The sequence below is a fragment of the Ruegeria sp. AH7 genome (genome assembly GCF_056541325.1).
In genome coordinates this window covers 1-14,017 of the sequence record NZ_JBQFYF010000006.1, presented here as the reverse complement: position 1 = coordinate 14,017, position 14,017 = coordinate 1, and the positions used below count along the sequence as shown (strand labels likewise).

Annotated in this window: 14 protein-coding genes and 1 pseudogene; 5 read left to right on the top strand and 10 right to left on the bottom strand. The window is 54.7% G+C overall.

The genetic code is table 11. The features are described from left to right. Positions 1 to 11: 11 nt before the first annotated feature. The 4 genes from ACR0JX_RS14625 to ACR0JX_RS14610 form a co-directional block, all read right to left on the bottom strand. Positions 12 to 2,228 carry a hybrid sensor histidine kinase/response regulator gene (locus tag ACR0JX_RS14625; protein ID WP_480544511.1) on the bottom strand — a complete coding sequence of 739 codons (2,217 nt, stop codon included), beginning with the start codon at positions 2,226 to 2,228 and terminating at the stop codon, positions 12 to 14. A 3-nt stretch (positions 2,229 to 2,231) separates the two neighbouring features. Next, positions 2,232 to 3,401 carry an FIST N-terminal domain-containing protein gene (locus tag ACR0JX_RS14620; protein ID WP_480544510.1) on the bottom strand — a complete coding sequence of 390 codons (1,170 nt, stop codon included), beginning with the start codon at positions 3,399 to 3,401 and terminating at the stop codon, positions 2,232 to 2,234. A 53-nt stretch (positions 3,402 to 3,454) separates the two neighbouring features. Then, positions 3,455 to 4,132 (bottom strand): response regulator, encoded by a 678-nt coding sequence (locus ACR0JX_RS14615; protein WP_480544509.1) that lies wholly within the window; start codon positions 4,130 to 4,132, stop codon positions 3,455 to 3,457. 145 nt (positions 4,133 to 4,277) lie between these two features. Continuing rightward, complete coding sequence (locus ACR0JX_RS14610) at positions 4,278 to 6,044, bottom strand: PQQ-dependent methanol/ethanol family dehydrogenase (RefSeq protein ID WP_480544508.1); 1,767 nt, start codon at positions 6,042 to 6,044, stop codon at positions 4,278 to 4,280. Between the two features lie 173 nt (positions 6,045 to 6,217). On the opposite strand from ACR0JX_RS14610, the gene ACR0JX_RS14605 reads away from it, so the two are divergent. Continuing rightward, on the top strand, positions 6,218 to 6,772 hold the full coding sequence (locus ACR0JX_RS14605) for a hypothetical protein (protein ID WP_480544507.1): 555 nt from the start codon (positions 6,218 to 6,220) through the stop codon (positions 6,770 to 6,772). A gap of 3 nt (positions 6,773 to 6,775) precedes the next feature. Here ACR0JX_RS14605 and ACR0JX_RS14600 read toward each other — a convergent pair whose 3' ends face one another. The 6 genes from ACR0JX_RS14600 to ACR0JX_RS14575 all read right to left on the bottom strand — a co-directional run bounded on the left by ACR0JX_RS14600 (position 6,776) and on the right by ACR0JX_RS14575 (position 11,503). Beyond that, on the bottom strand, positions 6,776 to 7,315 hold the full coding sequence (locus tag ACR0JX_RS14600; protein ID WP_480544506.1) for an SEL1-like repeat protein: 540 nt from the start codon (positions 7,313 to 7,315) through the stop codon (positions 6,776 to 6,778). A 75-nt stretch (positions 7,316 to 7,390) separates the two neighbouring features. Further along, the gene (locus ACR0JX_RS14595; RefSeq protein ID WP_480544505.1) at positions 7,391 to 8,182 is read right to left on the bottom strand and encodes an ABC transporter permease; all 792 of its coding nucleotides are present in this window, start codon (positions 8,180 to 8,182) and stop codon (positions 7,391 to 7,393) included. Further along, positions 8,179 to 8,898: an ABC transporter ATP-binding protein gene (locus ACR0JX_RS14590; protein ID WP_480544504.1), complete on the bottom strand. Its 720-nt coding sequence runs from the start codon at positions 8,896 to 8,898 to the stop codon at positions 8,179 to 8,181. Before ACR0JX_RS14590 ends, ACR0JX_RS14595 begins: the two co-directional genes overlap by 4 nt. Further along, the gene (locus tag ACR0JX_RS14585) at positions 8,895 to 9,347 is read right to left on the bottom strand and encodes a cupredoxin domain-containing protein (protein WP_480544503.1); all 453 of its coding nucleotides are present in this window, start codon (positions 9,345 to 9,347) and stop codon (positions 8,895 to 8,897) included. The genes ACR0JX_RS14590 and ACR0JX_RS14585 overlap by 4 nt, the downstream gene beginning before the upstream one ends. Before the next feature lie 21 nt (positions 9,348 to 9,368). Then, positions 9,369 to 10,331, bottom strand: coding sequence for a YVTN family beta-propeller repeat protein (locus tag ACR0JX_RS14580; RefSeq protein WP_480544502.1), 963 nt, complete (start codon positions 10,329 to 10,331; stop codon positions 9,369 to 9,371). Between the two features lie 5 nt (positions 10,332 to 10,336). Continuing rightward, a complete protein-coding gene (locus ACR0JX_RS14575; RefSeq protein WP_480544501.1) occupies positions 10,337 to 11,503 on the bottom strand; it encodes an ABC transporter substrate-binding protein in 1,167 nt (388 codons plus the stop codon). A gap of 158 nt (positions 11,504 to 11,661) precedes the next feature. On the opposite strand from ACR0JX_RS14575, the gene pedF reads away from it, so the two are divergent. From pedF to ACR0JX_RS14555, 4 genes and pseudogenes are all read left to right on the top strand, one after another. Beyond that, positions 11,662 to 12,342 carry a cytochrome c-550 PedF gene (pedF, locus tag ACR0JX_RS14570; RefSeq protein WP_480544500.1) on the top strand — a complete coding sequence of 227 codons (681 nt, stop codon included), beginning with the start codon at positions 11,662 to 11,664 and terminating at the stop codon, positions 12,340 to 12,342. A gap of 18 nt (positions 12,343 to 12,360) precedes the next feature. Beyond that, positions 12,361 to 13,257 (top strand): substrate-binding periplasmic protein, encoded by an 897-nt coding sequence (locus tag ACR0JX_RS14565; RefSeq protein WP_480544499.1) that lies wholly within the window; start codon positions 12,361 to 12,363, stop codon positions 13,255 to 13,257. 70 nt (positions 13,258 to 13,327) lie between these two features. Beyond that, positions 13,328 to 13,867 (top strand): SRPBCC family protein, encoded by a 540-nt coding sequence (locus tag ACR0JX_RS14560; RefSeq protein ID WP_480544498.1) that lies wholly within the window; start codon positions 13,328 to 13,330, stop codon positions 13,865 to 13,867. A 24-nt stretch (positions 13,868 to 13,891) separates the two neighbouring features. Beyond that, positions 13,892 to 14,017 (top strand): annotated as a pseudogene (locus ACR0JX_RS14555) ((2Fe-2S)-binding protein); the annotation flags it as partial.

The following is a 14,017-nucleotide window of genomic DNA, read 5'->3' as shown; positions in this document are numbered from 1 at the left end:
GCTCATCTCTCTCAAGATCGCGATGAGCCCATGATGGTCTCTAGCGTCATCCTGAACAGCTGCGCATCAATTGGTTTGTGAAGCAGTGGCAGGCTTGCCGATTTACATTGCTCTGTCAGCTCCGCTGAACGATTGGCTGAAACAATGCAGGCGGGCAAGTTGCCGAACCTTCCGGTCAACGCAACGACCGCATCGGTTCCTGTTTTTCCGTCACTCAATTGGAAATCCGCAACAATCACATCAGGTAAAATATCAATCTCTTGCAACAGGTGGAAGGCTTGGCTTTCGCTATCGCATTCCAGAACGTGTAGACCCCATGCTTCCATGGTCATGCTGAGGGCTCCACGCAGACTTTCGTCGTTTTCGATCAGCAATGCGATCTTCGAGGCCAGTATATTGGATTCTGGTTCGCCGACATCCGCCGGATCTGGTTGTTGTTGAGTTTTAGACTTGGCCGAAGGTACGCCAATTGAAAAACCAGTTCCACGGCCAAGCTCTGAGCGAAGATGAATAGGATGTTTAAGCAATCCGCAGGCGCGTTCCACAATGGCAAGCCCCAAGCCCATTCCTTCGGCTGCACTTGCGTCAGAGTTCAAGCGCCGAAACTCCTGAAAAACAACATTTTGCTGATCGGTCGCGATCCCGATACCAGTATCCCAAACTTCGATCGAAAAACTATTCCTCTGCCGCCGCACACCTACAAGCACTTTTCCGGTTTCAGTGTAACGGATCGCATTTGACAACAAATTCTGCAGAATTCGACGCAAATAGGTGGCGTCGCTTCTGACCAGCGCATCAGTCGCGACGAAACGCAGGTCCAGCCCTTTGGCTTGGGCCACCGGCCCGAATGCGTCTTCCATTTGCGAGAAAAGCTCTTTGATTGAAACAGTCGACATGTGTACCGATGCGCGACCAGAATCCAGCTTGGAAATATCGAGCAAGGCTTCGAGAATATGCTCGACGCTGTTTAGCGCGCTTTCGGCCTTAGATGCGACGATACCAGCCTCGGACGGGTCCAATCCACCGCCCAATGCAGCGACATATAGCTTTGCAGCCGACAAAGGTTGCAGCAGATCGTGGCTTGCCGCAGCAACAAACCGGGATTTCGATGCATTTGCACGCTCTGCATCGTTCAACGCATCCGCAAGTTCCATCGTTCGCGAGGCAACGCGCTGCTCCAACAGCTCCTTAGCCTCGTACAAAGCCTGCGCGGACTGTCGTTCGGCGGTTACATCCGTAAACGAAATCACAAAGCCCCGGTCCGGCATTTCCTGGGCAAACACGGAAAGGATTTTTGACCCGCCGCTTTGCATCTGAAACTTTAGCGGAGGCCGGTTGGTCGGACGATTGACCCAGGCCAACAAATCGGTGTCTGCCACACCACCTTCCAGGCTGATTGTCGTGCTCAGGCGGTCGAAAAGGGATTTGAACCGTGCACCCATCTGAAACTGAAATATAGGAATGGCCAACAACTCGCTGGCGCGATTGTTCCAGCCAACCAGTCGCAGCTTGTTATCGAATATACAGACACCCTGATCGATATGTTCCAAAGTGGCACGGATCAGGCGCGCTTTGTCATCCAAAATGCGGTCCCGCTCTTTGCGCTCAATCCGCATGATATCTGTGACATCGGTTTGCAGAACAACAGTCCCACCATCCGGTGTGCGGTGTTCTGAAACCTGTGACCAGCGATTTCCGCTAAGCCGGACGTTGAATACAACGTGATCATCCGCATGGCGCGCCAACCTGCGCTGTGCCCATTCCTCAGTTGTGACCGTTTCCGGAAGAGACAGATATTTCGATCTGCTGACCAAATCGACATATTCAGTGAAACGCAATCCAGGAAGCAACTGATCCTGGATGTCCGGCATATGAAGTCCGAAACGGCTGTTGCACAAAACCAACTCTTCTTCGAGGTTGAACAGAGCAAATCCTTCTTGCACGGTTTCAATCGCATTGGCTAGGTTTGCCCGTGCAGCCTCGGTTTCTTGATTTGCGGTGGCCAGGCGGGCATTCGAATCGTTCAGCAGCTCTAGCGCCCGTTCCAAGTCGTCTGTGCGGGCGCGCACCTCCTGCTCCAGCATCGCGGCCCTTTGAAACTGTGCATATGCTGCTCCGGATTCGTCCGTGGACTCTTCCACCCGCTTCATCAACGCGGCCACGATCTTCAAGAGTTTTTCGTTTTGACGCGTGAGCGTGTCAGCTGGATTGATGAGGGCCTCAATCATCGCTTATCCTTTGTCCGGGGGATAAATCGCAACTCCGGTCAGTGTCTGATTTACATGGATCGAGTTGTATTGTTCGCCATATGTTGAGAACCCAACAACGTGGTTCTCGCGTAAAACTCGAGAGATCGCCCCTGTCTTTTGCTTCTCCTGAGCCTCCAGACGGCGCAAAATACAATCACAACCCAAAATGGTATCTGGCACCTGATCCCGCGTTAACAGCCCAATCTCTTCCTTGAGATGTTCCACCATATCTCTGGGTTCCGCCAAGGTCAGAACCAAACCTTCGTCAATCGCGGAAAAAAACACCAAATCACCGTTTTCATCGACCCTTTGAATGGATCTTACGTGATGCTGCCCGCCTATCTGTACCACTACAGGATGGGCCGCAAAGGTGAAGGTTGTCAGTTGTTCAGGGTCTTTACCAAGGATGCGGGCATATTCGCGCGCAGCGGGCTCGGCGTTGATTTCCTGAACGATGCGTTTGACGGGGTCGGCCTTTGTCACAACCATGCGTTGGGCGCTGGGGATAAAGTGATCGGTTTTGAACACCTTGATCGGACACCGCGTGCGCAGTTGGCAAAGGACGGCCGCATTTTGCAAGGCCTGCCCATCCGACAGCACAAAGGTGCTATCAAAACGCGTTCCGTCTCCGGCGGACCCACCAAACAGCGGCACAGGGCCTAAGCCAACGGCAAGCTCTGAAGTCAGCGCATCTTCTTTGGTGGACAAACCATCTATCATCAAAAACGTGAACTCATGTCGCCAATCCGGTGCAGCAGTCATCATCTGATTTCGGTTGTCGATCATCTCATTGATGATGTCTTTGGACGAAAAATCATCAAGATCGGGCACCAATACGGTACGGGCTTCGAAATGACTTTGCGGAAATCCAATCGCGACAATCAGATCTTCACTATATCCACAGTCGGCAAGCTCACCTGCTGTGGTGCAGCCAACGACAGGTGCCGGCGCAAACACGGCGCGCGCATCCGAGATCACTGCACCAGCATCGGCGTTGGCGCTTACAAAAAGGATAACCAGCGCAAAAGGGTCACTATCAAACGCGCCCGCCAACACAGACGCTGCATCATCTGTGTCGCAGTGGACGAACTCTGTTCTCACAATACCTGGCGAACGGGTCTGGGCCGTTGCCCACCCGACAGCTTGGTTCATCGAGCCATCCTCCCTAAAAGGCGCGACTTTCTATGAAAGTATGCTGTTAGACCCTATTCTTGCAAGACGCTGGCAAACGAGGCCTTGTTGGCGATCAGCACGGCCTGGGTCCGGCTTTGGACGCCAAGTTTGCGCATTATTGCAGTAACATGTGCCTTTACGGTCGTTTCAGCAATCGAAAGATCGTATGCGATCTGCTTGTTCAGTTTGCCTTCGCAGATCAACTGCAGAATCCGAGACTGCTGGTTCGTTAAGGTCATCAACTTGCTTACTGCAGCGCTGTGTTCGCTATCTTCATCCGCGTTAATCAGCACACATCCATCGGGAACGAAGACGCCTCCGGTTTGGACGGTTTCAATTGCGGCGCGAAAGATTTCTCGCTGACTGTGCTTGGGAACGTAGCCCGACGCTCCGGCATTTATGACCTGACTGATAACCCGATTCTCTGAGAGCGAAGACACCACGATAACCGGGGCATTCGCGACAGATTTGAGGCGTATCAGCCCTTCAAGCCCATCTACATCCGGCAAGTTCAAATCAAGCATCACCGCGTCAGGCCTAAACCCTTTCGCGATCAGCTCGATTGCGTCTTCAAGCCGATCTGCTGTGTGGATTTCGCCAATCCGCGCAACACTTTGCAACGTCATGGACAACGCGTCGCAAAACAGCGGATGGTCGTCTACGATTAGAACCTTCTCAAAATCGTTTTCTCTAGTCGCTTCAGCAAGCATGTATTCTGGCCTCTGCAATCAAATTGCCCCAACCTGACCAATCCTAGCAAGTCGACCGGACCCCGCCTACTGTCGGAAAGTCGTACATGCGTTAAAAAACGCGCGCCAAACCTGACGCGCGTTTTTCTTCCACTTGGCCAGCAGTTCAGTTTGCTGAGGCAAGTTCCTTCGGCAGACGGAACGTCCACAAGGTACCGCCCTGGTTCAGGTAGTTGACCTTCTTGGCTACTTCACCGCCCCAAAGCGGAACCGCACCGCCCCAGCCGGAGATGATCGAGACATACTGCTCGCCATCCTGTTCCCAGGTCACAGGCTGACCGACGATGCCGGAACCGGTCTGGAACGACCACAGTTTCTCGCCGGTCTCGTCATCCAGCGCGATGAATTCGCCCTCGGGGGTGCCGAAGAAGACAAGCCCACCAGCCGTGGTCATCACGCCCGACCACAGCGGAGCGTCGTTCTTGTATTCCCACTTCCACTCACCGGTATCGGGGTCGATGGCCTTGAGCGAGCCGATGTGATCTTCGTAGTTCGGCTTGATGGTAAAGCCCGCACCCAGATAGGCGGCACCCTTCTTGTAGGTGATCGGCTCATTCCAGATATCCATGCCCCATTCGTTCGAAGGCACATAGAAATTGCCGGTGTTCTGCGAGAAGGCCATCGGCATCCAGTTCTTGCCGCCCAGGAAGGACGGCGAGGCAAAGATCACCTCACCCTTTTTGCCATCAGCGGCCGCGGCCGGATCACCAGGGCGGTTGTTTTCGACAAAGATTGGTCGACCCGTTTCATCAATACCGTCGGCCCATGAGATGTCCTTGACGAAAGGTGTAGCCGAGACAAAGGCGCCATCTTCACGGTTCAAAACATAGAAGTACCCGTTCCGGTCGGCGGTTGCGAACCGCTTGTTTCCCTCGCGATCGGTATAGGCAACTACTTCGTTCACACCGTCATAGTCCCAGCCTTCACGCGGGGTAGTCTGGAAATGCCACTTGATCTCGCCGGTTTTCGGGTCGATCCCGATGCGGCTGGCGGCATAGAGGTTGTCGCCCTTGTTGCCTTCAGTCGGGGTACCCGCATCGCGCAACCAGCTGTTCCAGGGGGCCGGGTTACCGGCACCAAAGACCAGCGTATCGGTGTCGGCGTCATAAGACCCGCCAAGCCATGTCGCGCCGCCCCCGGTTTTCCACATGTCACCAGGCCAGGTTGCGTTCAGCTCACCCGTCATGGTGCTTTCTTCGCCATTCAGCGTGCCCATGTGGCCTTCGATCACCGGGCGTTCCCAGACCAGATCGCCAGTATTGACGTCCCGCGCCTGGACCGCACCAACGATGCCGAACTCACCGCCCGAGTTGCCGGTGATGACCAGACCATCAACGATCAGCGGAGCAGCGGTATAAGAATAGCCTGCCTTATAGTCGGCAATCTTGTCGCGCCAGACCACGTCGCCCGTGTCCTTGTTCAGCGCTACGATCCGTGCGTCCAGCGTGCCGAAAATGACCTTGTCGCCATAGATGGCAGCACCCCGGTTGACCACGTCACAGCAGGGCAGAATGCCTTCGGGCAGGCGCGCATCGTATTGCCAGACCTCTTTGCCGGTCTCCAGATCAATCGCATAGAGGCGTGAATAGGACCCGGTGATGTACATCATCCCGTCATAGATCAGCGGCTGGGTTTCCTGCCCGCGCTGCTTTTCGCCGCCAAGACTGAAGGCCCAGGCCGGAAGCAGGTTCTTGACGTTGTCCTTGTTCAGCATGTCCAGCGGGCTGTAGCGCTGTAGGTGACGTCCCATGCCATTCGTGACGATTTGATTGGTGATCGTTTGGTCATTGGCCAGATCGTCTTCGGTAACTTCTGCATAGGCTGCGCTTGTCGCGATGACGCTTGCAACCGCCGCCATGATAAACCGGCTCATCGGTATCCTCCCTAGACTTGTGTCTTTCCTCCACGCCGAATCTCCGACGCGTCGGGATTGTTGGCGAGTGTATTATTCGCGGACCGGACCATGAGCGAAATTGCACAATGGTCGTAGGGGGCAACCGCCGGATTTCAACTAGATTGACGCAACTTTTTTGTCAGGAGGCTACAGTGTCGAGGTTCTTTCCGTTCCTACTGATCAGCGTTTTGGGATTTGAAACAAGTGCGTCCGCCGCGCCGCTGGACGGACAAAAACAAATCTACGCGCTGGACAGCTCAAATCGCAAGATACTGATCGGTCACGTGAATTTCGTGGAATCTGAAGGGACTTTTTCATACACGATCGATTTGAGTTCCGGTCCTTTCACCGAGCACTTCTTATCGATGCGCCCGTTTCGATGTCTGGAGGGGCCAGAAAAGCACTGGTGTCACGTCCCCTACCCCTACACCTTGCGACGTCAGGTGTCGCAAAACGATCTGACAGATCTGGAATACGATCTTCTGTTCATACACAAGGGGGCCACCGAGTATGGGATCGATATGTGGAACGGTGTCTACTACCAGCTACGCATTGACGGCGACCACCTTGTCGGCACCCTACATGAAATGGATATGGGCCTGCTGTCAGCGCCACCCGAAGACGGAAATCTAAGACCTGTTTCAGAACAGGATATTCACGCATCCGATCCGGACAGTCATTGGCTGCCCCAGCTCATAATCGAATGACGTTTAGAACAGCGGTGCATACTTCCATTCATCCGCATCAGGCGTGACCTCGTTCGGATCATAGCCCGATTCCTGAAGGCGCTTTGCAATTTTTAGCCCGTCCTGTGCTGCGCTATCTACATAGTCGCGGCCCAACCGTTCATCCTGTGGCACACCGTGTCCGCGCAGTAGATTGAGCCCGTAGTTGAACTTGCCAACCGGATCTCCAAGATCTGCGGCGCGCTTATCCCACGCGGCGGCCGCGTCCGGGTCGTATTCCGCACCAAGCCCGTTGTTGTCCAGTTGGCTCATCCAGGTCATCGCGCCGGTATATCCCGCTTCGGCACAGCTTTCGAAAAGTGTGCGGGCCATTTCATGCCGACCAGACTTGGTGATGTAATAGCCGGTGGCGCAGGTGGTCATGTCTGTCACACCGTTTTCAATATTGCTCATTACACGGCCAAAGCCGGTGTCTTGGGGATTAAGTGTCCCGAATTCATCCTCGACCGTCTGCGCCGTGACAGACGTGCCGAGAAACAGCAGGCAGTATGCAATGCGGATCATGATCAAACCCTCCGATTGAAGATAAGACTATCGCATTGGGTGGTTTATTTCATCCCTGCTATGGTCGTATATGGGTTATCGCCCCGGTCGTTTCATTCCACGTGCCGGGTCGTAACCCCAAAGTGCGAAGCCTAAAAAGACAATGCCAGCGAGGATCGTCCAACCCAAAGCGGCAAGATTGAACTGCCCGTAAAGCGCGAAACGAATTAACTCTACCGCGTGGGTAAACGGATTGAGGGAACAGATATCTCTCAGCAGACGTGAACTTTCCGCCATCTTCCACAATGGATACAGAGCCGAAGACAGGAAGAACATCGGGAAGATGACAAAATTCATCACTCCCGCAAAATTCTCAAGCTGCCGGATGGTCGAAGATAATGCCATCCCCAACGCACCCAGCATAAGCCCTGCGATGATGAGCGCAGGCAACACATAGAAATACCCGATAATCGGCATGTCGATTCCATATATCGCTGCAACAGCGAGAAAGGTGTAAACCTGCAGAATGGAAATTGATGTGCTGGCCAGCAAACGGCAGAATAATAGCCACCACCGAGGCAAGGGGCTGGTCAAGAGCAACCGCATCGAACCCATCTCGCGATCGTAGACAAGGCTGAGTGAGCTTTGCATCCCGTTGAACAGCATGATCATCCCGCACAAGCCTGGTACGATGTAGATCTCATAAGTAATATATGTCTGATAAGGCGGCGTGATCGACAGACCCAAAGCAGCGCGGAACCCGGCTGCGAATACGATCAGCCAGACCAATGGGCGCACCAGAGCTGCAATGAACCGGCTGCGTTGCCTCACGAAACGCAACGCCTCGCGGACCAATATCGCGTGCAAAGCAACAAAGGCGCCTTTCATTCAGTCGATCCAGTCATGGACAGAAACACCTGTTGCAATGGCTTTGCCCCTGTCACATCCCGACAGATCCCTTGATGCAACAACTGCCCCCGGTGAAGCACCGCGATCTGATCATCGGGTTCGATCTCATCGGTTAAATGGGTGGCCCAGAGCACGGTCAGACCACTATGCGCCGACAGCTCATGAACCTGCGATGTGATCGAACTGCGTGCCGCCGCATCCAGACCCACGGTTGGTTCATCCAGCAGCAGGACCGAGGGCTCATGTATCAGGCACCGGGCGATTTCCAAGCGTCGGCGATGCCCACCGTTCAGATCGCGCGCCCGTTCGTCCATACGTTCGCGCATATCCAGCCGTTCCAGAGCATCAATAATCCGCGCCTGAGCCTTGTGGCCTGAAAGCCCGTGAAGCGCAGCAAAGTAACTGAGGTTTCGATGAACGGTCAGATCCAGATCCAAGGTAGGCTGTTGAAACACCACACCGATCTGCGCAAGGGCTTCGCGAGGCTGTCGGGACATGTCGAACCCCGCAATCTCAATGATGCCCTGTGCAGTGGTAAACAAACGGGTCAGCAGGGAAAAAAGTGTGGATTTACCTGCGCCATTGGGCCCCAGAAGCGCGCAAAACGTGCCCTGTGGAACGTGAAAACTCACGTCATCAAGGGCACACTTTTCGCCATAGTCGTAGCTAACATTCCGGACTGAAAGCCCTGTCACTTAATGGTAATCTCCAGCCTTTGTGTTTCGCCAGTGCTACCCGGCACCTTCAGATAGTAACTGCCTGGTTTGATGGCGACAAAGCCTATTTCCATCTCGCCCGCCTCATCGAACTCGATTGAATCGACACCCAGTGGTCGGATTTCCAGCCCTTCGACCACAATCTCATCCACCCAGATTGCGCGAAAAAACTCTGGCCCGACAATGGCAAGTTCCTGACTGCCATCGCCTTGAATTTCGAACTCATAATAGGTGCCGGACTTCAACTCCCAAGGCGCTTCAGACAGGGGGACACCAGCAGACAGGGTGATTGGTGGCAGATCTTCCTTATTCTTGGCCGACAACAAGCCCGCCAGACCAAACCCATCATCATCGTCATCATCATCTGCCAAAGCCACTGTCGGTAGAGCCAAAGCCAGCATCGCGGCCAGAGTTGTTAGTCGAACCATCTTATATCTCCTTGTTTTCATTCAATTGGTTGGGCGGAAAGCCGCGCCCCATGGGAACCGACCAACTTTGATCGTCTTGATGGGTTCGCGTTTCGCAACATCGATCACCGTCACGTCACCCGACACACCGTTAGTGGTAAACAGCAGCGACTTGTCCGCGTTGAAATCCATGTGCCAGACCCTGCGCCCGACCAAAATGTAATCTTCAACTTCGTAGGTTTCAGCATTCACCGCCGCCACGTGGTTCGACGGTCCAAGGGCTACGAACGCAGTTTCATCACCGTTCGATAGTTCAAACCCAACCGGCTGCACCCTATCTGGGTGGACACCTTCAACCTCAAACTCGATCTTGGCTTTTTCCGTTTGGCTCTCGACATCGAACACTGTGATCGTGCCGCCAATTTCAGAGCTTACCCAAAGCTCGGTTCCGTCTTTCAGAAACTCTGCATGGCGCGGCCGAGAATCGACCAATGTGTTGGCGAACAGCTCACGCGTTTCGGTATCGATCCAATGCGCCATGTTGGTCGTCTCGGACGTGGTAATCGCAATCTTCCCATCCGGAGAGACCGCCATACCCTCTGGCTCAATTCCGACATCAATCTGGGCGATCACCTCACGTGTTTCTGTGTCGACAACAGTCGTGATCGCATCGTCTTCATTCGCGATATACAAATGCCGATCATTGGGATGCAGTACGAACTGTTCCGGGTCTTCACCCGATGGTAAATCATGCAAGATTTCGCCGGTTTCAGGGTCCATAACCTGTACTGAATCACTGTCTGATGCGCAGATATAAAGGACCGAGTAATCCTTTGAGAACGTGATGCCCCGCGGGCGCTCTCCCGTCTCGATGGTTCTGATCACCTCAAGTGTTTCAATATCGATTACACTTAGTGTGTCGTCTTTCTCATTGCTTATCCAAATCTCATCCGCAGCCGCCGGAGCGCAAAGCGCGGTTGCTGCCAAAAGTGCTGCTAGTCTCATCCTTGTCACTCCTTGAATGCCTGGCATTGGCTTTCGGCTTCATCGATACCCAACGTGTCCAACTCGGTACGTTGGTGCAAAAATCCTTCAAGCGGGGCCATCGCCACTACCGCCCGATCCGTCACCAGAGGGATCGGTTGGCGCAACTGACCATTCCAATGGCGAAAATTCATTGCGCGCCCTTTGAAACCTGCCAGTTCGAAATCGTCCGACAGGATATACGCCCGCAGTGTTGCCGGATCCGCAGAATTGGTGCGCGTGACGGCTTCGCCCAAGGACCGGTACGCAGCCCATGCGGCGTAGTCTTTCGGCATCATTGCCCGACCGGACTGTTCAAAGAAGCGGTTCTGCATCTGCACCGCACCCCATTGCTCAACCACCCGAGACCAGGTGACGGGCTGCAAGCCTTCAGATCCGGCCACGGGCCGTGCTTCCCATGTGTTGAACGGGATATAGCGTCCAAAATCGTCCAACTCATCCGCGACCAGCAAAACATCATAGTCGCCGAAGTCCTGCGTGAATAGCGGCACTTCCTGCGCGGCGTTGCGGCGAAGGTCAGCATCAAAAGCCCAGGTCTTCTCTGCTTTCAGTTCTAGTCGGAATTTCTCAAGCGAACGTTTGATCGAGTTTGCAAATGCCTGATCACCCGGATGATCCCCCGACACCAAAACCAACCTCTGCCACCGGCGCTTGACCAGAAATTGTGCAAGCGCATCCGTTCTCATGACGTTTGACGGCAACGTATGCAGCAAATTCGCCCGACAAGCTTCATCCCGGATTGAAATTTCAGAAGCAGAGGCATTAAACAGAACGGCCCCTGCCGCCTCGGGTAGATCCGCCACATCAAGCTGCGCCTGTGCAGGCGCATCTAGTATAAGGTAAGGCGTTTCGGCCAGCGCCTGCCGCGCGGCGGCCAACCAATCGCCATCCTCAGGCACCGATTGGATAGTCAGGGAGTACTTATGCCCCAAAAACTTCGCCGTTGTCAGATTGTCTGCAAGCCCCAGCTCGGCCCCGGCAATACCCAGATCCTCTGGCACCGGGTCCAGATTGGACAGAACCGGCGGTCTGGCTGTCTGAAGCTGCAGATACGTAACTGAGATCTCCAGTTCGGCCATGGCCATACCGGGTAGCAGGGTTAACACCGCAAAAACACGGAAAATCCTGAACATGTATTGGCCTCCTCCCTCTGGTTCAGAGTAAAGCTGGTGGCGCTTGTGAACGCCTATTAGACCTTAGTCGACAATCGAGGTGGATGTGCAACCAAGGTCGAATTTCGCGGTGATTCTGCTTGGGCTATGACCGAGGAAAGCATCATAAGGAGGAGAAGATGCGTCTTGGTTTTTATAGTGCAGTGCTGGGCGCCGTTACCGCCGGGGGCATGGCGCTGGCCCATGGCGACGTCGCACCGCAACCGGTGAACACGGATGTTCTGCCCGACGTGAGCGAAGAGTGGCTGATCGAAAACCCCTATCGCAGTCAGGGGGAAGAGGTTTGGCAAGCGGCCATCGAAATCGGAGACTCGGGCTACAACCAGAACTGCGCCCGGTGCCACGGTCTGGGCGTTGTCTCGGGCGGGCTGGCACCAGACCTTCGCTACCTTGAAGCCGAAGAGTACGGCGATGAATGGTATATCGAGCGCTTCCGCGAAGGCTATACTCAGAATGGGATCACCAAAATGCCCGCTTTCGGAGACCTGCTGGGTCAAAAAGCGGCCTGGGCGATCAGGACCTATATCGAAACCCGCCCCGATGACGGTGCCCTGGATGATCATTCCGAGAGACTGAAAGAGATCAGAGATACACTCGCGGGAATGGCAGATGGTGGCGATGGGGATGCAAGCGCTTTGCAGGCAGAGCTAGACGAGATTGCCAGCTCGATCGAGACAGGATCGGGCGCGCCGGTCGCAGACAGTGTCGCCCTGCGCGCGGCTGTCTTGATCTCGGGTGATAGCCCGGATTTCGCAGAAGCCGCCGAACAACTGACTATCGGATTGTCTGCAGCGCAATAGCGCGGCAGACTGAGGCGCATGATCAGATCGCTCTTTTTACTCTCCCTGTTGGTTGCCGCCCTTACGTCCGGGTCGGCTCTGGCTAGATGCGAAGATCATGTGCCTCAACCTAAACCTCAAAATGCCAGTCGGGATATTGTCGGCGCCGATCTCGATACCATTGTCGAGCGCGGCTATATCGACTTTGCCGCCTACGAGGACTTCCCACCCTGGTCGTTCGAAAAAGATGGCAAGATACAGGGCGTAGATATCGAAATCGGCAAGCTGATCGCCGAGGATCTGGGGGTCGAACCTAGGTTCAAACTGGTCGCCGCAGGAGAGAACCTAGAAGCAGATTTGCGCAACTGGATCTGGAAAGGCCCGCTGATCAATGGTCGCGTGGCAAATGTGATGCTGCATATTCCCTATGACAGTGAATTCGCCTGCCGCGTCGAGCAGGTTGTCTTTACCGGACAATATCACGATGAAGAGATCGCCATCGCTTATCGCCGCGACGCCTACCCCGAAGACCCCCCGGTCCCAGCTTATTTCCGGTTCGATACGGTGGCCGTGGAAAACGACTCGATCGCAGATTTCTACCTGTCTTCCTTTCCGGGCGGCCAGCTTTCGCAAAATTTACACAGGTTCCCGTCCGCCGAACAGGCGATGACCGCGCTGGCCGAAGGGGAAACGATGGCAGCCATGGCCCCCCGCGCGCAGTTGGAGGCCGGTCTCACTCAGGATCTGGACATTCATACTCCGCCGCTGCCGAGTTTTGCCGTCAGCACCTGGACCAGCGGCGTCGCCGTTCATTTTGCCTATCGGGGTCTCAGCTACGCGGTCGATGACGCTATATATGCTGCTTTGCAAGATGGGCGGATTCAAAAGATCTTTGAAACCTACGGCCTGACCCACACCCCTCCGAAACTTCGCTGACTACTCCCAAGGTCGAATAGGCAGCACGGTATTCACCGCGTAGCGTAGCAAGAAATTTGGAGGGAATGGCATGGAGCTACAGGATAGCCGCGTCATAGCGGCACCAAGGTCCAAGGTCTGGGATGCGTTGTTATCTGCAGAAGTGTTGAAAGACTGTGTACCGGGCTGCAAAGAAATGTCGGGCACGGCCGCAGACGGATTTGAAGCAACGGTGGTGCAGAAGGTCGGACCTGTCAAAGCCACGTTCAAAGGCTCGGTCACATTGTCTGACATGGTCGATCAGCAAAGCGTCAAACTAACAGGTGAAGGCAAGGGCGGTGCGGCCGGGTTCGCCAAGGGTTCTGCCGATGTCACCCTGTCCGACGCACCGGAAGGGACGTTGTTGGCCTATAGTGTTGATGCCCGGGTGGGTGGCAAGCTGGCGCAACTGGGTGGCCGGATCATCGATGGTGTGGCCAAGAAGATGGCCGACCAGTTCTTCGAGAATTTCCAGGGCGCGGTCGAAGTCGAACCGGTTGCTGCGAAAGATGAGGCCACGGCAGAGCCGATTGAGCCAGTTCAAGAGACAGAAGAAAAGAAAGGCTGGCTCAAACGCGTTCTGGGCGTTTGAGCAGAGAGTTTTAGGGAGGATGTTATGGCCGAGATTTCAATGACTGTGAACGGTAAGGCTGTGAGTGGCGATGTAGAGGGTCGGACGTTATTGTCTGGTTTTTTGCGGGATCATTTGAGTTTGACTGGGACGCATGTTGGGTGTGACACG